21 protein-coding genes are annotated in these 20602 nt (G+C 63.8%); 13 read left to right on the plus strand and 8 right to left on the minus strand.

The window, feature by feature from the left end:
* The first annotated feature begins 14 nt into the window (after positions 1-14).
* The 3 genes from JQ587_RS34035 (at position 15) to JQ587_RS34045 (ending at position 2340) form a co-directional block, all read left to right on the plus strand.
* Positions 15-815, plus strand: coding sequence for a fumarylacetoacetate hydrolase family protein (locus JQ587_RS34035; protein WP_212428262.1), 801 nt, complete (start codon positions 15-17; stop codon positions 813-815).
* A 250-nt stretch (positions 816-1065) separates the two neighbouring features.
* Positions 1066-1812 (plus strand): transporter substrate-binding domain-containing protein, encoded by a 747-nt coding sequence (locus tag JQ587_RS34040; protein ID WP_249154660.1) that lies wholly within the window; start codon positions 1066-1068, stop codon positions 1810-1812.
* Positions 1813-1932: 120 nt separating this feature from the next.
* Positions 1933-2340, plus strand: coding sequence for a hypothetical protein (locus JQ587_RS34045; protein ID WP_212428264.1), 408 nt, complete (start codon positions 1933-1935; stop codon positions 2338-2340).
* A 7-nt stretch (positions 2341-2347) separates the two neighbouring features.
* Here the strand turns inward: JQ587_RS34045 and JQ587_RS34050 are convergent, their stop codons facing one another.
* From JQ587_RS34050 to JQ587_RS34065, 4 genes are read right to left on the minus strand one after another with little or no spacing between them, the layout of a single operon-like run.
* Positions 2348-3091, minus strand: coding sequence for an IclR family transcriptional regulator (locus JQ587_RS34050; protein ID WP_212299110.1), 744 nt, complete (start codon positions 3089-3091; stop codon positions 2348-2350).
* 22 nt (positions 3092-3113) lie between these two features.
* Entirely contained in the window at positions 3114-3965 is an 852-nt protein-coding gene (locus JQ587_RS34055) for an HpcH/HpaI aldolase/citrate lyase family protein (protein WP_212428265.1), read from the minus strand.
* Entirely contained in the window at positions 3965-4474 is a 510-nt protein-coding gene (locus JQ587_RS34060; RefSeq protein WP_349629551.1) for a MaoC family dehydratase, read from the minus strand. The genes JQ587_RS34055 and JQ587_RS34060 overlap by 1 nt, the downstream gene beginning before the upstream one ends.
* Entirely contained in the window at positions 4461-5663 is a 1203-nt protein-coding gene (locus JQ587_RS34065; protein WP_212428266.1) for a CaiB/BaiF CoA transferase family protein, read from the minus strand. The genes JQ587_RS34060 and JQ587_RS34065 overlap by 14 nt, the downstream gene beginning before the upstream one ends.
* A gap of 227 nt (positions 5664-5890) precedes the next feature.
* Between JQ587_RS34065 and JQ587_RS34070 the strand changes: the two genes are divergently transcribed.
* From JQ587_RS34070 to JQ587_RS34090, 5 genes are read left to right on the plus strand one after another with little or no spacing between them, the layout of a single operon-like run.
* The gene (locus JQ587_RS34070; protein WP_212299107.1) at positions 5891-6916 is read left to right on the plus strand and encodes a TRAP transporter substrate-binding protein; all 1026 of its coding nucleotides are present in this window, start codon (positions 5891-5893) and stop codon (positions 6914-6916) included.
* Positions 6917-6943: 27 nt separating this feature from the next.
* A complete protein-coding gene (locus tag JQ587_RS34075; protein WP_212428267.1) occupies positions 6944-7498 on the plus strand; it encodes a TRAP transporter small permease in 555 nt (184 codons plus the stop codon).
* Positions 7499-7510: 12 nt separating this feature from the next.
* Positions 7511-8800: a TRAP transporter large permease gene (locus JQ587_RS34080; protein WP_212428268.1), complete on the plus strand. Its 1290-nt coding sequence runs from the start codon at positions 7511-7513 to the stop codon at positions 8798-8800.
* 38 nt (positions 8801-8838) lie between these two features.
* Positions 8839-10005 carry an acyl-CoA dehydrogenase family protein gene (locus tag JQ587_RS34085; RefSeq protein WP_212299104.1) on the plus strand — a complete coding sequence of 389 codons (1167 nt, stop codon included), beginning with the start codon at positions 8839-8841 and terminating at the stop codon, positions 10003-10005.
* Positions 10006-10035: 30 nt separating this feature from the next.
* Positions 10036-11286 (plus strand): acetyl-CoA hydrolase/transferase family protein, encoded by a 1251-nt coding sequence (locus JQ587_RS34090; RefSeq protein ID WP_212428269.1) that lies wholly within the window; start codon positions 10036-10038, stop codon positions 11284-11286.
* A gap of 1 nt (position 11287) precedes the next feature.
* Here JQ587_RS34090 and JQ587_RS34095 read toward each other — a convergent pair whose 3' ends face one another.
* The 3 genes from JQ587_RS34095 to JQ587_RS34105 form a co-directional block, all read right to left on the minus strand.
* Positions 11288-11824, minus strand: coding sequence for a hypothetical protein (locus JQ587_RS34095; RefSeq protein ID WP_212428270.1), 537 nt, complete (start codon positions 11822-11824; stop codon positions 11288-11290).
* Between the two features lie 13 nt (positions 11825-11837).
* Entirely contained in the window at positions 11838-13157 is a 1320-nt protein-coding gene (locus JQ587_RS34100) for a hypothetical protein (protein WP_212428271.1), read from the minus strand.
* 68 nt (positions 13158-13225) lie between these two features.
* A complete protein-coding gene (locus JQ587_RS34105; RefSeq protein ID WP_212428272.1) occupies positions 13226-15640 on the minus strand; it encodes an HAD family hydrolase in 2415 nt (804 codons plus the stop codon).
* Positions 15641-16153: 513 nt separating this feature from the next.
* On the opposite strand from JQ587_RS34105, the gene JQ587_RS34110 reads away from it, so the two are divergent.
* Together JQ587_RS34110 and JQ587_RS34115 are read left to right on the plus strand one after the other, a co-directional pair.
* Positions 16154-16852, plus strand: a complete 699-nt coding sequence (locus tag JQ587_RS34110) for an RNA polymerase sigma factor (RefSeq protein WP_212428273.1) — start codon at positions 16154-16156, stop codon at positions 16850-16852.
* Between the two features lie 141 nt (positions 16853-16993).
* Positions 16994-17818 carry a flagellin gene (locus JQ587_RS34115; protein ID WP_212299098.1) on the plus strand — a complete coding sequence of 275 codons (825 nt, stop codon included), beginning with the start codon at positions 16994-16996 and terminating at the stop codon, positions 17816-17818.
* Here JQ587_RS34115 and JQ587_RS36815 read toward each other — a convergent pair.
* Entirely contained in the window at positions 17815-18054 is a 240-nt protein-coding gene (locus JQ587_RS36815; protein WP_249154664.1) for a hypothetical protein, read from the minus strand. The genes JQ587_RS34115 and JQ587_RS36815 overlap by 4 nt on opposite strands.
* On the opposite strand from JQ587_RS36815, the gene fliD reads away from it, so the two are divergent.
* The 3 genes from fliD to JQ587_RS34130 all read left to right on the plus strand — a co-directional run bounded on the left by fliD (position 17954) and on the right by JQ587_RS34130 (position 20471).
* Entirely contained in the window at positions 17954-19588 is a 1635-nt protein-coding gene (fliD, locus tag JQ587_RS34120; RefSeq protein WP_349629552.1) for a flagellar filament capping protein FliD, read from the plus strand. The two genes, JQ587_RS36815 and fliD, sit on opposite strands and share 101 nt — an antisense overlap.
* Positions 19588-20028 carry a flagellar export chaperone FliS gene (locus JQ587_RS34125; protein ID WP_212299096.1) on the plus strand — a complete coding sequence of 147 codons (441 nt, stop codon included), beginning with the start codon at positions 19588-19590 and terminating at the stop codon, positions 20026-20028. Before fliD ends, JQ587_RS34125 begins: the two co-directional genes overlap by 1 nt.
* Positions 20029-20198: 170 nt before the next feature.
* A complete protein-coding gene (locus JQ587_RS34130) occupies positions 20199-20471 on the plus strand; it encodes a hypothetical protein (RefSeq protein ID WP_212299095.1) in 273 nt (90 codons plus the stop codon).
* Positions 20472-20602: the final 131 nt, after the last annotated feature.

Raw genomic sequence — 20602 nt, forward strand, 5'->3', positions numbered from 1 at the left:
TTGGAGCATAAGATATGAAAAAGACCTCCTCACCCACGCGACGCGATCTGCTCGCAAGCGCCGCCGTGGTGACCGCCGCCACCATCGCCGACACTCCTCCTGCGGCAGCGCAAGGCACACCCAAGCCGATCTTCCCGGTGCCGATGATCACGATTCCGATCGTCGGAGAAACGAGCGTGTTCCAGGTCCGCCGCATCTACTGCATCGGTCGCAACTATGCCGCGCATGCGATCGAGCGCGGCTCGGATCCGAACCGCGAGCCGCCGTTCTTCTTCCAGAAGCCCACCGATGCGATCCAGAACGTTGCGATCGGCGAAATTGCCGACCATCCTTATCCGTCGTTGACCAAGAACTATCACCACGAGGTCGAGCTGGTCGCAGCGTTGAAATCCGGCGGCATCGACATCCCGGCCGAGAAGGCCCTCGACCATGTCTATGGATACGCGCTCGGCCTCGACATGACCCGGCGCGATCTCCAAAACGGCATGGCCGCGGAGAAGAAGCCCTGGGAGATCGGCAAGAGCTTTGACCACGCCGCGGTGATCGGCCCGATCCACCCGGCCAGCAAGACCGGTCATTTCGAGAAGGGCGCCATTTCGCTCGCGATCAACGGTACGGTGAAGCAGAGCTCGGATCTCAGCAAGATGATCTGGAGCGTCGCCGAGCAGATCGCAAAGCTCTCGGAAGCGTTCGAGCTCAAGGCCGGCGACATCATCTATTCCGGCACGCCGGAGAATGTCGGCCCGGTCGTGAAGGGCGACGTGCTGTTGTGCAAGCTCGAGGGCTTGCCGGACATGTCGATCAAGATCGTCTAGCGGCCCTCTCTTCGCCTCTCCCCGCTTGCGGGGAGAGGCCGGAAATCAAGCACAGCTCGATTTCCGGGTGAGGGGGACTCTCCGCGAGCCCATGTATCACCATCTTTGCGAAGGCGGCCCCTCACCCCAACCCTCTCCCCGTAACAACGGGGCGAGGGAGTGTACCGCCGTCTTGTCGGTGATCGTCCAACCCTGGAGACGCAAGATGCTACGGCATGGTTTGATTGCTGTGTTGGGATTTGTCTTCTTTATGACCGCAGCCCCTGATGTGAAGGCGGAGGGGCCGAGCGATATCGCACCCACGGGAACGCTCCGCGTTGCGGTGGCCGTCGGCCCCGCCGCGTCGGCGTTCTGGACGACGCGCGATCCCTCCACCGGAAAGCCGCGCGGCGTCACGGTCGAGCTGGCAAAGGCTGCCGCTGACAAGCTGCACGTTCCGCTGCAGCTCGTCGAATACCAGAGCTCGGACGAGATCGCCGCTGCCAGCGGCAAGGACGTCTGGGATCTCTCCTTCATGCCGGCCGATGTCAAGCGTGAGGTGTTTGTGGATCAGGGGCCTGCTTATGTCGCTTATATGAGCGGCTATCTCGTTCGTGCCGGTTCTGACATTCGCTCTGCGGCGGATGTCGATCGCGCGGGTATGCGGGTCGGCTGCATCGAGGGGACATCGACATCGCGGACGGTCGAGAAGTCGATCAAGCAGGCGAAGCTGACAAAGTTCGTCAAGCCGGAAGAGGCGGCCGCGTTGATCGGCAAGGGCGAGCTCGATGCGCTGGCGATGGGCATGGGGGCGCTGGAGGACCTCTCGCGGAAACTGCCCGGGACCAAGGTATTGGATGACGTGATCCAGTCGACCGGCGTGGTTGTGGTCGTGCCGAAGGGCAAGACCGCCGCGAAGGCCTGGGCCGCGCAGTTTCTGGATGGCGCCAAGGCGGATGGCACGGTCCGTCGCGCGCTCGATGGCAACGGATTCATCAGCGACAAGGTCGCGCCGTAGCGTGCGTGCAAGCCTTTAAATTGCCGGAGTTCCATCGCTCACCGCCCCGTGTTGGGCAACGGACAAACTTCGTGCGGCCATATTTGAGTCAGAGTGATCTCCGGTGAGGGAGGCGCTCTGATGAAGAAGGTTCTGATCACTGCCATCGCGATGCTGGCTAGCGTGCCTGCAAGCGCCATCGCGCAGGAGCGCGCGGGCTCTGCGGCGCTCGGAGCCGTGTCCGGCGCGGTCGTGCTGGGGCCGGTCGGTGCCGTTGCCGGCGCAGTGATCGGCTATACCGCCGGTCCTTCAATCGCCCGGTCATGGGGCGTGGGAGGTTCGCGCTCGGCAAGACACCGACAGCCGCCGCGTCGTGAGGCGTACGGGACTACCGTCACCCGTGCTCCGCCGCGCACACGCGAGGCGTTGGAGGCCAACGGTCAAATGAGAGCGGCCAACAATCCGCCGGTCCAAGCCGCTCCCGTGGTGCAACCGGCTCAAGTTGCGCCAGCGGAGACCACGACGCCACCCGTTCAGGGATTCGACTGAAAATCCTCTAGGCCGCGGTGGTCTTCGGCCGCAGCCGGTCCACAGTCCGCGCGATCAGCGCGGCGACCTCGGCCACCTTCGGTCCAATCCGAAATTCCGGCCCTGCCACGACCACCGACAACCGTCGGTCGCCGATCGGCAGCGGGATCGCAGCGCCGGCGAGGTCGCGGCTGTAATCCGCAAAGCTCTGGCAGTAGCCGCGCGCGATCGAATTGCGCAGCTCGGTCTCGACCGCCTCGATGCTGATCGGCGTCGACGGGCCGTATTGCTTGAACTCGATCTTGCGATAGACGGAGTCGCGCTCGTCAGGCGAATATTGCAGCAGCAGCGCGCGGCCGCTCGCGGTGGCATGGATCGGCACGCGGTGGCCGATGGTGGCGAAATAGCGGATCGCCGCCTGGGACTCGACGACGTCAATGAAAACGGCCATGACGCCGGCCGGCGCGACGATGGATGCCGTCTCGCCGGTCTCTGCTGAGAGATCGGCGATCAGCTGATGCGTCCACGGCGGCAGCGGCTCGACCTCGGAGATCATCCTTGCCATCGCCAGCCACCGCGGCGTCGGATAGAACCCGGCGCGCGGTCGCGGTTCGTAGAGATAGCCTTTCTCCGACAGTGTCGCGAGCAGGTTGAAGGTCGACGAGCGCGGCCAGCCGAAATGATCGGCGATCTCGGCAAGCGTCGCCGGCTTCTTCGTTTGCGCGAAGAATTCCATGATCTCCAGGACGTTTGCGGCTTGGCGAACGATCATGGTGGGCTTTGTTTCCTGCTTCTTAAGGCTGGCCGAGGATCTTCTTCGCCGCGCGGAGATGCGGCTTGTCGATCATCTGGCCATCGAGCCGCAGCGTGCCGGAATTCGGATTGCTCGCGAAGGCCGCAATCACCTTCTCCGCCCAGCTGCGCTCGGCCTCCGTCGGCGCGAATGCCGCGTTGACGACATCGACGTGTTTCGGGTGGATCAGCGCCTTCGCCGAAAAACCATCGCGCCGCGCCGCGCGCGTCTCCTGCTCGAGGCCTGCGAGGTTGTCGATGTCGGTATAGACCGTGTCGATCGGCGCGACCTCGGCCGCAGCAGCCGCCATCAGGCAGAGATCGCGCGCGAGGCGATAGGGGCTGTGGAACACGCCGTTCGACGCCTTCTCGGTGGCGCCCAGCGAAGCCGAGAGGTCTTCCGCGCCCCACATCAGTCCGGCAAGGCGAGGGGAGCAGTCCTTGTAGCTGCCGAGGCCGAAGATCGAGCTGGCGGTCTCGGTCGCGACACAGACGATGCGCGTCGCGCCGACCGTGATGCCGGATGCAGCTTCCAAAGCTTCGAGCCAGGTCGCGACCTGCCGCACGTCGTCGCCGCCTTGCGATTTCGGCAGCACGATGCCGTCGGGCTTGCCCGGCATCACTGCGGCAAGATCGGCGAGCGTCATGCCGGTGTCGAGCGCGTTGACGCGGACATAAAGCAGGTGCGGGCCGGGACGGCTCTTCAGCATCGTCAGCGTCAGTCCGCGCGCCTCAGGCTTCTTGTCCGTGACGACGGAGTCCTCGAGGTCGATGATCAGCGCGTCGGCCTTGCCTTCGCTCGCCTTCTCGAATTTGCGCGGGGAATCGCCCGGCACGAACAGCATCGAACGCATCAGACCGGCCTCTTGTGCATCATCGCCATGCGGCGGCATTTGCCGACGATCTCGTCGTTCTGATTCAGGGCGTGGTGTTCGAACTCGACGATGCCGGCCTTGGGCCGCGATTTGGATTCTCTCAAAGAAAGCACCTTCGTCGTCGCCCGCAGCGTATCGCCGTGGAAGACCGGCTTAGGAAAGGTCACGTCGGTCATGCCGAGATTGGCAACGGTTGTCCCCATGGTCGTATCATAGACCGTCATGCCGATCATGATGCCGAGGGTGTAAAGGCTGTTGAAAATGCGCTGGCCGAACTCGGTTTTTTCGGCGAAATGCGCGTCGATATGCAGCGGCTGCGGATTGAGCGTCAGCAGGCTGAACATGGTGTTGTCCATTTCCGTGACGGTCCGGGTCAGCGGATGCCTGAACTCCTGGCCCACCGAAAAGTCTTCGAAATAAAGTCCGGCCATCGCGGCTTCCTCCCTGTATCGTTGCGATTTGGCCCGCGTCCGCTTAAGGCGGCGCAGCCAGGTGAATTGCCTTCTGCTCTGCGAGCCGCTCGATCTCCTCAGTGGAGAAACCGGCCTCGTGCAAAATGTCGCGGCCATGCTGGCCGAGCGTCGGTGCCGGGCCGGCGGGCTCCGGCTGGGTCACGCTCCAGGTCGAGGGCACGCGCATCTGACGGATGCGACCCTCGACGGGGTGATCCACCGTTTTGAAGAAGTCGATCGCCTTGAGATGCGGGTCGTCCAGGACGGTCTCCAGCGTATGCATCGGCATCACCGGAATGTCGGCGCGCTCCAGCAACTCGCGCCACTCCGCTGTGGTACGCGTTGCGAAGATGTGGCCGATCTCCTCATAGATCTCGTCGATATGTTTTGTGCGCGCGGCGTGGTTCGCAAAGCGCGGCTGCTCGAGGAAATGCGGCTGCCCGATTGTCTCGAAAAAGCTGCGCCAGTGCTTGTCGTTGTAAATGAGGACGCAAAGATAGCCGTCGCTGGTCTTGTAGGGCCGGCGATAGCGCGACAGCAGGCGGACATAGCCACCATGGTCGAGCGGCGGATCATAGGTGAGGCCGCCGAGGTGATCGACCAGCACGAACTCAGCCATGGATTCGAACATCGGCACGTCGATGCGCTGGCCCTGGCCGGTGCGTTGTTGATGCATCAGCCCGCCCATGATGGCGTTGACCATCATCAGGCCGACGATGCGGTCGGCGATGGTGACGGGAACGTAGCGTGGCGTGCCATCGCCGGCGGCAGCCAATAGCGTGGGGATCGTCGCTGCGCCCTGGATCAGATCGTCATAGGCCGGCTTTGCGGCATAGGGGCCGGACTGGCCGTAACCGAAAGCGCCGACATAGAGGAGAGCGGGATTGATTGCGGCGAGCGTCTCGTAATCGAGGCCGAGCCGCGCCATCGCCTGCGGGCGCACATTATAGACGAGCGCGTTGGCACACTTGGCGAGCCGCAACAGCGTGTCGCGCGCCTCCGGCTTCTTGAGATCGAGCACGATGCTGCGCTTGCCGCGATTGGCATTGTGGAACATCCCGCCCATGCCGGGCGTGCGGCCGGGGCCGATCTGGCGAACGATGTCGCCTTCGGGGCTTTCGACCTTGATGACGTCTGCCCCCATGTCCGCCAGCACCTGGGTGCCATAGGGGCCCATCAGCACAGAGGTCAGGTCGAGAATGGTGAAGCCGGCGAGCGGTCCCATAAGGCCTCGTGGGATTAATTCATATACGTGGAGTTAAAGTTCACAGTTTGTCGGAGTCAATTCCGCGCGTTGGCGTGTTCGTGCATGCGGCTATGCGTAGTTCATATACTTGACATATAAATTCATGTATATGTACATTTTCCTCAAGCAAGAAATAGGCGAGGAGCCGAACGGCTGGCAGTGCATGGCTGCCGCCTTTCGGCGTGGGACGCGTCAGGGAGAATGAAATGAAGAAGAATCTGGTCCGGGCTGCAGCCGTGCTCGCTTTGTCGCTGCCGGTCTCGACGCTGTCAGCGCAGGCGCTCGAGCTGAAGGTCGCCGATAGCTTCCCCGCCGGCCATTATCTCGTCCGCCTGATGCTCAAGCCCTGGATGGATGACGTCACCAAGCGCACCAATGGCGCCGTGACCTTCACCTATTATCCGAACCAGCAGATCGGCAAGGCGGCCGACATGCTGCGGCTGACGCAGTCCGGCGTCGTCGATATCGGCTACATCGGGCCGTCCTACGTCTCGGACAAGATGCCGCTGTCGGAAGTCGCGCAATTGCCGGGCGCATTCGCGACCAGCTGCCAGGGCACGCTCGCTTACTGGAAGACCGCACGTGAAGGCATTTTGGCCAAGCAGGAATACGCACCGAACAAGATCAAGCTGCTGATGGCCGTGGTGCTGCCGCCCTACCAGGTGTGGACCGTCAAGTCGAAGGTCGAGACCACCAAGGACATGCAGGGCCTGAAGCTGCGCACCACCGGCGGCGCGCAGGATCTCACGCTGCGCGCGCTCAACGCCGTGCCGGTGCGCATGGCTGCTCCCGATGCCTACGAATCGCTCTCGCGCGGCACGATGGACGGGCTCTTGTTCCCGCTCGACAGCGTCGTCGCATACGGCCTCGACAAGCTGGTCAAGCATGCCACCGAAGGCGTCAGCTTCGGCAGCTTCATCGTCGCCTATTCCATCAACCAGTCGGTCTGGGACAAGCTGCCCGACGACGTGAAGAAAGCGATGAACGAGGCCTCGGAGGCGATCACGCCAAAGGCCTGCGCCGATGTCGACAAGGAAGGCGAAGTCACCAAGAAGCAGATGCAGGACGAAGGCGTCACCTTCGATCCGCTGCCGGAGGCGACGCGCGCCGAAATGAAGGACAAGCTGAAGGGCGTCGGTCATGAATGGGCCGCCGGTCTCGATAGCCGCGGCAAGCAGGCCTCCGCCGCGCTGAAGGAGTTCGAAGACCTGCTGGCTTCCGGCCGCAAGTAATCTGCGAGACCAAGAAGGAGGCGCGAGGTGATCGAACGGGCGGGGCAGGTGCTCGGCGTGCTGGAGCGCGCGCTGACGGTGATCGCGGTGGTGTTCCTGTTCGTGATCATGGTGCTGGTCGTGACTGACGTGTTCATGCGCTATGCGCTGAACAGCCCGTTCTCCTTCACCTATGATCTGATCGGGCTCTATCTGCTCGCCGGCGTGTTCTTCTTCACGCTGTCGGACGCGCTGCGCGAGCATGCGCATGTCGGCGTCGATATCTTGTTGTCGCGCTTCTCACCGGCGGGGCGGCGACTGTCGGAGATCGTCACCGCGCTTGCAGGCCTGTTCGTGTTCGCCCTGATCTGCAAAGTCGGCTTCGCGCGTGCGCTGGAGAATTACGAGCAACACGACGTGCTCTCGGGCGCCATTCCCTGGCCGACCTGGATTTCGGCGGCGCTGGTGCCGTTCGGCTGCGGCGTGCTGGTGCTGCGGCTGGTGCTCCAGCTGATCGGCAATGTGATGAGCCTCGTCAGCGGACGCGACCTCTATCCGCTGCCGCCGGTGACGGGCATCGGCGAAGCGCGCGGCTTCGAGTAACGGCAGGCATCCATGACACCTCTCATCGTTCTCGCTCTGCTGTTCGGCCTGCTCGCGCTTGGTACGCCCGTCGGCTTTGCAATGGCGTTTTCCGGCTCGGTCGGCCTCGTCATGGTCGGCGGCTTTCCGACGCTGTCCGGCATCCTGGAGACCGCACCGCTCTCGACCGTCTCCTCCTACGAGCTGATTACCATTCCGATGTTCCTGCTGATGGCGGACCTCGTGTTGCTCTCGGGCGTGGCGGACGATCTGTTCAAGACGGCCTCGGCCTGGGTCGGTCGTGTTCCCGGCGGGTTAGGCATGGCGACGGCACTGGCCGGCGCCGGGTTCGGTGCGATCTGCGGCACCTCGACGGCGTCCGCCGCGACGCTGTCCTCGACCAGTCTTCCCGCGATGATCCGTCAGGGCTACGAGCCGAAGATGGCGGCTGGTGTCGTCGCGATCTCGGGCACGCTGTCGATGCTGCTGCCGACCAGCGTTGCGCTTGTCATCTTCGGCCTGCTGGCCGAGGTGAATATCGGAAAACTGCTGATCAGCGGCATCATTCCGGCGATCCTCGTCACCATCACCATCATGGCCACGATCTATTTCCTGGTCTGGCAGGACCCTTCGCGTGCGCCCGCCGCGAAATCGGTGCCATGGCGCGAGAAGTTCGCGCTGCTTTGGCAAGTCTCGCCGATGGTAGTGCTGTTCTCGATCGTCACAGGCACGATCTATCTCGGCGTCGCGACGCCGACCGAAGCCTCCGCCTTCGGTGCGTTCGGCGCCTTCCTGCTCGCGATCGTCAAGGGCAAGATCACGCCGACCTCGCTCTACAAGACGCTGCTGCGCGCCTGCCACGGCACCTGCATGATCATCATGATTCTCGTCGGTGCCTCGATCTTCGGCTACTTCTTTACGCTCACCCATGTGACGCAGGATCTCGTCGCCTGGATCGGCTCGCTGCAGACCTCGCGCTGGGTGATCATCACCCTCATCCTGTGCGGCTACATCGTGCTCGGCTCGTTCATGGACCAGATTGCGATCCTGGTGCTGACCGTGCCGATCGTGCTGCCGCTGATCAAGACGCTCGGCTTCGACCCGATCTGGTTCGGCGTCATCAAGATCGTCACCGCCGAAGTCGGCATGATCACGCCGCCGGTCGGGCTGAATTGCTTTATCGTCGCCCGCTACGCCAAGCGGCCGGTGGCGGAGGTGTTCCACGGCACCTTCCCGCATTTCATTGCGCATCTGATCGCGATCGCGATCCTGGTGGCGTTTCCGTCTATCATCCTCTGGCTGCCTTCGCAGATGGGGCGCTAAGATCGGAGCTCGCGGCTCCCAAGAAGGAGATCAAGAACATGGATTTCGCGCTCACCGATCAGCAGGAAGCCATTCGCGACGCCATCGCAAAAATCTGCGAAGGCTTTCCCGATGCCTATTGGCTGAAGAAGGACCACGACGGCGGCTTCCCGCATGATTTTCATAAGGCGCTTGCGGATGCCGGCTGGCTCGGCATCTGTGTGCCGGAAGCTTATGGCGGCTCCGGCCTCGGTATCACCGAAGCCGCGATCATGATGCGCACCATTGCGGAGTCCGGTGCCGGCATGTCAGGCGCCTCCGCGGTGCATATCAACGTGTTCGGCCTCAATCCGGTGGTCGTGTTCGGCACCGAGGAGCAGCGCAAGCGCATGCTGCCGCCGATGGTCGAGGGCCGCGAAAAGGCCTGCTTCGCCGTCACCGAGCCTAACACCGGCCTCAACACCACGCAGCTCAAGACCCGCGCCGTCGCCAAGAACGACCGTTACATCGTCAATGGCCAGAAGGTCTGGATCTCAACCGCCCAGGTCGCGCACAAGATCCTGCTGCTGGCGCGCACCACGCCGCTGGAGGAGGTGCGCTCGCCCACCCACGGCCTCAGCCTGTTCTACACGGATTTCGACCGCAACAAGATCAAGGTCCACGAGATCGAGAAGATGGGCCGCAAAATCGTCGATTCCAACGAGCTGTTCTTCGAGGATTTCGAGATCCCGATGGAGGATCGCATCGGCGAAGAGGGCAAGGGCTTTCAGTACATCCTCGAAGGCATGAACCCCGAGCGCATCCTGATCGCCGCAGAAGCCGTTGGGCTCGGCAAGCTCGCGCTGTCGCGTGCGACCGAATACGCCAAGACCCGCGTAGTCTTCAACCGCCCGATCGGCAAGAATCAAGGCATCCAGCATCCGCTCGCCGTCAACTGGGTCGAGCTCGAGGCGGCCTGGCTGATGGTGATGTCGGCGGCGTGGCAATACGACAAGGGCATGCCCTGCGGTGCTGCGGCCAATGCCGCGAAGTATCTGGCGGGCGAAGCGGGCTTCTCGGCCTGCGAGCAGGCCGTGATGACCCATGGCGGCTTCGGTTACGCCAAGGAATTCCATGTCGAGCGCTATTTGCGCGAGGTGCTGATCCCGCGCATCGCGCCGGTCAGCCCGCAGCTCGCGCTGAGCTTCATCGCGGAGAAGGTGCTGGGGCTCGCCAAGTCGTACTAGCGTGCCTGCGGATTGTTCGGAGCAATGCCGATGCCCGATCGCACGTCGCGGATCGATTTTTCCGACCTGATCCGTGACGGCGATCTCGTGGTGTGCGGCCAGGCGACGGCGGAGCCGGTCACCTTGACCGAAGCTCTGATCGCCCAGGCGGAAGATCTGCCGGCATTCCGGATGATGGTCGGGCCCATCTTCTCGGAGACGTTCTCCGGGTCTTGCGCGCCCAACATCTCTTTCCAGAGTTATGGCGTGATCGGCCATGCGCGGCGGCTGGCCAGGGTTGGGCGGCTCGATGTGATCCCGAGCAACTATAGCGCCTTCTGTGCCGACTTCGCCGCGCACCGCCATCGGGCCGATGTCGTTCTGGTGCAACTCGCCGAAGCCGGCGACGGCCGGCTCAGTGCCGGCCTCTCCAACGATTACGTCATCGATGCCGCGCGCGGCGCACGTCTCGTCATTGCCGAGATCAATCCGGATACCCCCTTCACGTTCGGAGCCGAATGGCCGGAGGATGTTCCGATCCATACGCGCGTGGCCGCTCGCCATTCCCCCGTTGAATTGGCGTCCCCACCTCTGGACGATGTGTCGCGGCGCATCGCGGCCCATGCGGCGGGTCTGATCACCGATGGCAGCACGCTCCAGTTCGGCGTCGGCCGCATTCCGGACGCGATTCTCTCCTCGCTCTCCCACGCGCGTAATCTCGGCATTCATTCCGGCCTGATCAATGACGCCGTCGTCGATCTGATCGAGCGCGGCGCGGTCACGAATGCGGAGAAGGGAATCGATGCAGGGATCACCGTCACCAACCAGGTGATCGGCACCAGGCGGCTCTATCGCTGGGTCCACGAGAACAAGGCGGTTGCGGTGCGGCCGACGTCGCATACACACGGCCAAAGCGTGCTGGCGCGGATCAACCGGCTGGTCGCGATCAATTCGGCGCTTCAGGTTGGGCTCGACGGCAGCGTGAATTCCGAGACGCTGAACGGCGTTGCAATCGGGGCGATCGGCGGACAGCTCGATTTCGTCCGCGGGGCCAATGTGTCCGCCGGCGGACGGGCGATCATCGCGCTGCCGGCGACGGCATCGGACGGCACCAGCCGGATCGTTGCCGATGTGGAGACCGTGACGACACCCCGCGCCGACGTCGATGCCATCGTCACCGAATGGGGGGTCGCCGAGCTGCGTGGCTGCGGTCTTGCCGAGCGCGCGCGCCGCATGATTGCGATCGCGGCACCGGAGCACCACGATGTGTTGTCGGAGCGGCTCCGCGGCTCTACGCGCTAGCTCAGTTCATCATGGCCAGCGTCGGCCGCTGGCTCTCGGTGGATCCGATGATCCCGGGGAGGTCCGTCACCTCGCCCGCGATCATGATCGACATCCGCCAGAACAAATGGGCGAGGCGGGTGAATACCAGCCGCTCACGTTCGGCGGCGGCGGTGCCATCCGGGATCGTTACGGTTTCCAGGCCCACGACCTTCTTGAAATCCGGCCAGATCATCATCGACTGCGCGATCACGGAATAGCAGCTCGGAGGCTCATCGCTCTCGTCGGGCACCGTCGGCAGCCCCGGGTATTGCGTTGCTGCGGCATAGAATTTGTAAGCACCATAGCCGAGCTGCAGCAGGAATTTCTCGGGGACGGCGACGTCGGCGGCAAAGGACACCAAACGCGCCTCGCTCAAGATCTCCGGATCGATGGCGCTGAGGTCCTGGGCACACAGCGCGGAGCAGAAGGCGAGCTCGCGATTGTGCTCACGAAGCAGATTGGCCAGCGGCTGCTGCTGTTGCACGGTATCGGTGAGCAGGATGATGGTCTTGAGCATCGTCTGATGTCCCTCAGGGGAAGAGATGGCGGGCGGTCATGACGGCGTCGTCGGCCGCGTGGTGGGCGAAGAAGTCGTTGGCGATGTGCTGTCCCGGCGCGATCTCCAGGATGCGGTAGCGCGCCAGCGCAGCCGCATCGCGCGCAGCGCCGACGTCGTCCTGCCAGGCGCAGAGCGACAATTCCAAGCGGCCAAAGCCACCGCAATCGGCGGCATAAGCGCCGGTCACGGCTTCGACGGTGGCGGCGACCGCGCCGGCGTCGCTGGCCGAGATGTCGCGCAGGATCACGGCGATGCCCTTGCCGGCCTCGGCCTTCGACGTCATGACCATGAAAGCATCGCGCGCGCCGGTGCGGCCGGCGCGGCGGGCGGTCCGCACGAGAGCGGCGAAAGCGGGATCTGGCCCGAGCTCCAGCGTCGTCGTCGGCTGGTTATGCAGAACCGTGGCGCGCATCGCGCCGAGATCGCCTGCGAGCGCGTGATAGGACCGCGGCAGCCACACCGTGTCGAGTGGCACCTGCGACGAGGTCAGGCTCCAGGCCTGGTCGAGCAAATAGCCCTCCCAGATCGCCGGGTAGGACGCCGCGAGATGCTGCCAGGCTCGCAGCAGCATCTCCGCAGCCCTGGTGCGACCGAGATAGAGCGTGCGCGCCGACATCTCCCAGCGATTCCATTTGTGGAGCGCGACGTCGCAGCCGAGGAAGGACGGCAGCAATGGCGCCTCGCGGGCCACGGCGCCGGCTTCGACGAACAGCAGGGGCTCGCGATATTTGTTCCACATTCGCAGCAGGAACTCCGCTTTCTCGAAACAGAGCAGGCGATCGCCGAGCTGGGTATCGATCGGTTCGATATGACAGGCGAGATCGAACCGTTCGAGCGATTGCCGGAGTGCAAAGGCGGCGGTCGCGTCGCCGCCGCGCGGATAGCAGGAAACGATCCGCGGGCGCACGACGAATGCATCGGCAGCGCTGAGGAACTTCGACCAGCCGATGCCGCCCCACCACAATTCATGCGGGCCGTCGGCGCCGCAGGGGCCGACTGTGCCGTACTCGGTCAGCTTGGACTTCAGGAAGTCGAAGCCGGGATTTTCGCTTGCGGGAATGACGACGGCACAACCGGGATTCAGGGAGCGGTAGAACAGCTCCGCCGCCGCGCCGCTCGGCGGCTCCTTCAGGATGATCACGCCGCTGCGCCGGCCGCCGGTAAGGTCATCCAGTGCGGGCGCGCCATATTGGCCGGTCAGCCAGTCCAGGCGATCGCGCTGCGCCCGGCCAAGCCGGATGCCGCCGGATCGCAGGAGGTCATCAAGGTTCGCATGCGTCCCGTCCGTCAATTCCGTGCCCCCTCGCGTCGCCGGTCAGCCCTTGGACTTCAACGGCCGGGCTGGCGCGATCAGGCGCACTATTTGGGGCCGGAACCGAGCGGGGTGATTGCAACCGAATAGATCGCGATGTCCTGCGTCATCGGGGCGGTCGGAATCAGCAGGCAGGCGTCGTCATTCTCGACGCGATAATGCGAACCGTTCCGCTGGACGCCCGCATAGATCAGACTGTCGGCGGCGATACCGGTCACATCCTGGCTCTCGGCGGCGTCGCTGACGTCGTAGGCGGATTGGACGGTTACGCCATGCAGGAGGCCTTCCTTGGCGAATTTCGGCAGCGGCAACGCGATCATCGCGATGCCCATGGTGCGCGAGAGGGGAATGCGCAGGCGTAGCTCGCCGAGACCGGTGCGATAGAGGGTTGCGGTTTCCAGGGTCGCCTCGGTATTGGCGCGGAACAGCCCGATCTGGACCTGGCCGCAGGGACTCTCCTCGAAGATATCGGCGGGCAGGCGGTTGGCCCCGAACAGCGTGTAGAGATAGGCATTCGAGGGTGACAGGCGGGCGAAGCTGCCTGCGAGCCACATCGGCGGGGCAGCTGATGTGCAGGCGGCGGAGAAGCCGCGGGCGGTGATCTGCCGGCGAATGAAGTCGCCATCGATCATCGGCGCCAGCGCATGGGTGCCGAGATTGACGTCGTGCTTCAACCCGCCGAGCAGCGCCAGCTCGTCCTCGTCAGGCAACAACAGGAACCGCGCCAGCGTCGCCGTGCACCAGCGCGCGGCGACGTCGGGCGTGGCATAGGGGCTGAGACCGAAGTCGAGCGCGACATCTTCCGCGCTCTTCGCAAAGGCGAGGCTGCCTGCCTGGATCTCCGCAGCCAGCGCGATCTGGCTGGCGGGGCGCGGGTTGATCTCGCGCAGCACCTGGCCGCCGTCATAGTCGCGGACCGAACCATCGGCAGAGCAGCAGATCTGTTCCAGCAGCGCGATGTTGCGGATCAGCATGCGCTTGACGTGTGGCGTTACCACGAGGTCCGAGATGAAGCCCGTCGCGCTGTCCTCGTCGGTGACATCATCGAAGGCGTCGTCGAGCGAGATCAGATAGGCGCCGTGGAGACGGATCTCGAGGCCCGCCAGGTCAAAGACGCGGCGCAGCGCCTTCTGCACGCTGCCGGAATAGCCGAGATCGGCGAGCACGAGGTCGGTACATCCGTCGAAACCAGGAATCGTGTGGCGCAGATAGGCAAGCAGCCGCGCCCGCAGATCGGCGGCGAGCCCGACGATCTCGCTGGCGTCCATCAGCTCCGGCAGGGCTTCGGCGAGATCCTCGCCGGGCGCGATTCCGTCGGGATATCCAGCGAAGAACATGGCGACTTTCGGAGGCAGCAGCTTGATCATGTCGCGGAAGGTCGGCGCGTCGATCTTCAACACCTTGCTGAGAAGATCGACCAACGGCTGCATGGTATCGGCCGATGCGATCAGGCTGACGCGCCGGTTGATCTCGAGATAGGCCGACGTGGGACCGTGCAATTCCTCCCAGATCCGGTGCGGCAGAAAGCCGTCGCGGCCGAGGAAGGCGAGGGCGACCTTTCGGCCGGGGCCCGCCACCTCCGCGCAGCGCCGGGCGATGAAGGCGTCGAAGGCCGTCATCACCGGGCCCAGCACGGTCATGCCGAGATGGAAGGCGGGAGATCTTTCGGCGTTGCGTGCGGCGACCATGCGCCGCAAGGTCCGCGCTCCGTGATCGAGCCGGGATGGCGCGCCGGCGCATAACAGTTCGAGCAGCGTAGTCTCGCGCTGGAATTTCGAGGCCAATTGGGCGGTCGCCTGTGGATAATAGCGCGGGTGAATGCCGTGGCGCCTGGCGCCTTTGATGTCGGCCCTGTCGTTGTCGCCGACGTGAAAGGAGGCCCCGGCGTCGAAGCCCTGCTCGGTCAGATATCTTGCGAAAAGTGCCTCGCTCTTGCCGCTGCCATGGTCGCAGGAGGCGTAGAGGAAGTCCCATCTCAGGTCGGGGCGGCATGCGCGCAGCAGTCGCGCCAATCGATCGGAATCCCAATAGGTGTCTGAGATGAATCCGACGCGGTGGCCGGCACGCTTCATGTCCAGATATTGCCGAAGCATGTCCGGATTGGCGCGACAGAGCTCGAGCTCGGCTGCGAGCTCTGATTCGACGAGGTCGTTCAGTTGGCGGCGCGCGAGGCCGAACAGCCTGAACGGAAAATAGGAATAGATTTCATCGATGCGGACTTCGCCTGTGCCGCGCTTCTCTTTTGCGGTTCTCCGCGCGCGTGCTTCGGCTTGGATGCGATGTTGAACGAAACTCGCGGAAATATTCGGACAAGTCCGTGAAATGCCGGACAGCTCGTAAGTCCTTTCAAACACGCCATCGGGCGTCGTGCAGGCGCGAAGAAGAAATGTATCGAAAACATCGAACGACCAAGCAGAAACAATTTGTGCGCGACGCTTCGCGCCGGCGGTTGCGATCGTCATCCCAGGATTCCCCATCAATCGGATCGATTAACGTGCGCGATCGCGATGTCAGGCGTCATAGGCGCAAAAAAAATTTACCCGCGATTCAAAAACGCATTCGTCGCGACTGACAGATTCAAAAAAATCGCTAGGTTCGAAAATGGTGATTCGGAAAAAATTGCCGGGTGCGAAAGTGGTCTCGCGTTCATTCACACTCGGAAACAGTCGCTTCTTGATGCGCATCGCGCGCGTCGCGTTTGATCACCTAGTGCAGCGTAATGTCAGCGTTTTCTCTCAACGACATCTGTTCAGGATGGATGATCCGTCATGGCGCGAGACGATGTGATGATTGCAGGTGTGAAGCGCGGAGAACGCGCGCGCCCGGCAATTATTGCCCGACACTCGGCAAAAGATACCGGCTAACATCTTGAAAAATAACAAAAATTCTCCGCCTGGATTGTTTTGGCTCCGCGTTCAACGCCTGGAAGCCGTGCGGCATGTGCGCCGCCGGCATTGCGGGTTGGAGATTGCGGGATGAGTTACGCTGCTGATGTCTGGGCTCCCGCCGAGGCCGAGATCACGACGGCGCTGCCGGTTGACGAGATCGTGCCCGTGACGCCATCGGTGCCGCTGGCGCCGGACAGCACGCCGGTCGCTGCCGACATCGTCTTCGACGAGGACAGCGAACTCCTGGACAAGCTCGCCACCGGCGACGAGGCCGCGTTCCGCGTGCTGGTCGAGCGTCACATCGATCGCGCCTACGCGATCGCGCTACGCATCGTCGGCAACGCCGCGGATGCCGAAGACGTGGTGCAGGACACCATGCTCAAGATCTGGAGCCATCGCGGGCGCTGGCAGCATGGCCGCGCGAAGTTTTCGACGTGGCTTTACCGCGTCATCTCCAACCGCTGCATTGATCTGCGCCGCAAGCCGCGTAACGAGAATGTCGAAACCGTGCCCGAGGTCGCCGACGGCCAACCCGGTGCCGTCGAGCTCATCGAGCGGAATGAATTGAACGGTATGCTGGAGCTCGCGATGCAACGCTTGCCCGAGCAGCAGCGCATCGCGGTGATCTTCTCGTACCACGAGAACATGAGCAACGGCGAGATCGCCCAAGTCATGGACACCACGGTGGCGGCAGTGGAGTCCCTGCTCAAGCGCGGACGTCAGCAGCTACGCCAATTGCTGCGCAAGCACGAACGCGACATCCGGACCGCGTTCACCGATTGCTAACCATAAAATTCTGCGCGCGAGAATTTTCGCGCCTGATCTCCTTGCGCTCGCCCGTTTGAGCGAACGGACGGGGCTGCGGTCCGCGTCGTCAATCGTCTTCAACGATGCGGCACGCCATGCCCATCAGCACAGGAGTTTCCAATGCCTGCAATTTCCACCAATACCGCGGCGAACTCTGCGGTCCGCTACCTCAACATCAATTCCGCGCAGGAGAGCAGCGCGCTGGCCAAGCTGTCGAGCGGCTCGCGCATCACCTCCGCCTCCGACGATGCCGCCGGCCTCGCGATCTCGACCCGCATCTCGTCGGACGTCACGACCTTGCAGCAGGCTGCGACCAACGCCTCGCAGGCCACGGCCATCCTGCAGACCGCCGACGGCGGCGCCTCCAATATCTCGGACATTTTGGCGCGCATGAAGTCGCTGGCCTCCGAATCGGCCTCGGGCACCACGACCGACTCCAGCCGCGCCTACATCAACTCGGAATTCACGCAGCTCACGAGTGAAATCGATTCGATTGCGAGCGGCACGCGTTATTCCAGCCAGAGCCTGCTCGACGGCTCCAGCGTGTTTGCCTCCGGCGTCTCGGTGCTGGTCGGCTCCTCGGGCTCGGACACCATCACCATCACGCTGACCAGCCTGACGGCGTCCTCGCTCGGTGTTTCGTCGCTCGACGTCAGCTCGCTCTCGGATGCGGCCTCGGCCCTCGACACGCTTGATACCGCGATCGACACGGTCTCGGCCGCCCGCGCCAGCATCGGCGCGCAGGAATCGCGGTTCAACTTCTCGTCCGACTCGATCTCGACCCAGACCCAGAACCTGCAGTCGGCGAACTCGGCGATCAAGGACGTCGATATCGCCGCCGAGCAGGCCACGCTATCCTCGGCCGAGGTGAAGACCCAGGCCGCGGTGTCGGCCGAATCCGCCGCGAACCAGATGCCGCAGTACCTGCTCAAGCTGCTCGGCTAAGCGCTGAGGCCAGTGATATCCGGGCCGGCATGATGCCGGCCCGGTTCACCCTGGAATGGATCGGGCAGCACAGTGACGTCAGTCAGTTCGAGCACCAACAGCAACGCCAGCACGAGCGCGTCGAGCGCCTCCACGGTGACCACGACCGGTACGACGACGTCGACCAGCGTGGACTGGAGCGCGCTGATCACCGCCGCGGTGAACGCCAAGCTGACGGCAGCGACAACGATCTCCACCTCGATCACCAACAACGAGGCCAAGGTCTCCGCCTACCAGACGCTCCAGACCGATCTCTCGACGCTCTCCAGCGGCCTGTCCTCGCTCGCGACCGCCGTCGTCAATTCGCTCGCGACCAACGCCTTCGCCACGCGCGCGGCAACCATCAGTTCGTCCGGCGACGTGAGCGCGTCCTCCGCGCTCTCGATGTCCGTCAGCAATGGCGCGGCGACCGGCGACCACACGCTGACCATCAGCCAGGTCGCGACCGCGCAGAAGGTGGTCGGCACCTCGCAGTCGAGCCAGACCAGCGCGCTCGGCTATTCCGGCACGTTCTCCCTCGGGCTCGGCAGCGGCAGCACCGCCGATATCACCGTTACCAGCACGATGTCGCTGCAGGACGTCGTCGACGCCATCAACGCCCAGACCTCGACCACCAATGTGCAGGCCTCGATCGTTCAGGTGTCGAGCGGGTCATATGAAATGGTGCTGACCGGTACCGAGGATGCCGCCGACATCAGCTATTCCAGCACGTCCGGCGACGACATTCTGAACGAACTCGGCGTGACCGACAGCACCGGCGCCTTTGCCGACGTGCTGCAGACGTCGCAGGCGGCCGAATTTTCCCTCGATGGCATCTCGATGACGCGAGATACCAACGACATCACCGACGTGCTCACCGGCGTGACCTTCAACCTGCTACAGACGACGCCGAGCGGAACGTCGCTCAGCATCAGCATCGAGCCCGACACCAGCCAGATCGAAACCGCGGTCGAGAACCTCGTCACCAACTACAACACGTTCCGCGATGCAGTGATCGCGCAGCAGGCGACCGCCTCGGACGGCACGGCGGATTCGAGCGCGGTGCTGTTCGGTGACGGCACCATGCGCGACATCATGGATTCGCTCCAGAACGCGCTCAACAGCACGGTGGGGGGCCTCACCATGGCCGATCTCGGCCTGTCCTTCAACGAGAAGAACGAGCTCGAGCTCGACACCTCGACGCTGTCCAACGTCCTCAGCACGAATTTGAGCGGTGTCACGACGCTGCTGTCGGCGCAGACCAAGACTTCGTCGAGCCAGCTCAGTGTCGTCAACACCGGGACCTCGCCGCAATCCTTCACGCTCGATCTCACGGTGGATTCGTCCGGAAACCTCACCTCCGCCTCGGTCGCCGGCGATTCCTCGCTGTTCACGGTCAGCGGCACGACGATCATCGGTGCGGCCGGAACGGCCTATGCCGGCATGGCCTTCAGCTATTCCGGGTCGACGTCGCAGTCGATCACGGTGACCTCGACATCGGGTATCGCCACCCAGCTCTATCAGTTGTCCAAGACCTATTCGTCGAGCTCGGGCTCGCTGCAGACGCTGATCACGAACCTGACCGATCGTGACACCGAGCTTCAGCAGAAGGTCGACGACATCGAGAGCGCCGCGTCGGCCTACCAGACCCAGCTCCAGACCCAATACGCGAATTACCAGGCCGCGATCACGAGCGCGAACAACACGCTCACCTATCTCAAGGCCTTGCTTAACTCCAGCTCGAGTAGTTGATGATGCATAATCCGATGGCGTACATGGCCAATCAGGCCTATCGGGGCGCGGCCACCAGCGTGCCGCCGCTGAAGGCGATCTCGATGCTGCTGGGCGGCGCGATCACCTTCTTCCAGAAGTCGCTGGCCGCGCAGGAAGCGCGGCGCTTCGAGGAGGCGCACGACTATTTGCTGAAGGCGACCGCGATCCTGCGCGGGCTCAGCCATAATCTCGACTTCACCAAGGGTGGGGCCAAGGGTCGGGCAGTGGCCGAGCGGTTGTTCCAGACCTACAGCAGCCTGATCGTGGCGAGCCACAAGGCGTTCGGCCGGCCGCATGCGCGGGAGAGCTTTCAGCGCATCATCGCGGCCGTGACCGAACTGCGAGAGGCTTGGGAGCAGGTCGACGCGACGGTGCGGACCGGCAAGGCCGCGCCGGTCGATTCGGCCCGCACGGGCTGAAAGGCGAGGGGCGGCGGGTCGTCGAAGCGTCCCGCCGATCGTTGCTCCGCAGTTTGGGCCTCTTTCCGTAGTGGCCCGGGCACTTTTGGCGCGTGAGGCCGCCGGAAATCGGTTTCCGCCGCACCTGCGATGCTTTATGACGGGCCTGACCGAGGCGGGATCGGCGGGCGATGGACGTCACCGAGTTTGAGGAACTGATCGATCGGCTGGGCGAGGATCTCTCCCTCTGGCCCGACGATCGGCGCTTGCCTGCGCAAGAGCTGCTCGCGCGTTCCACCGCCGCCCAGGCCTTGCTGGAAGAGATGCGCACCTTGCGCCACGCGCTCGCGGCTCCCCCGGTGCGGGCACCCGCCGGCCTCGCCGACCGCATCGCGGCCGCGGCTGCAAAAACGAAGAGCGACATCGCCGAGCCGCGCACCGAAGGCGAGACGGCGGGGAGCTGAACGGCTCTTCTGATTTTTCCCATTGCTCCAAGAGATCGTCATGCCCGGGCTTGTCCCACGGCTGTCCGGTTTAGGTTTGAGGAAGACTTAGGCACATCTGCCGCTGATCTTGGACGGTCGGCGGCGGGGCG

Origin of the sequence: Bradyrhizobium manausense (assembly GCF_018130615.1) — a bacterium.
Classification (GTDB): domain Bacteria; phylum Pseudomonadota; class Alphaproteobacteria; order Rhizobiales; family Xanthobacteraceae; genus Bradyrhizobium; species Bradyrhizobium manausense_A.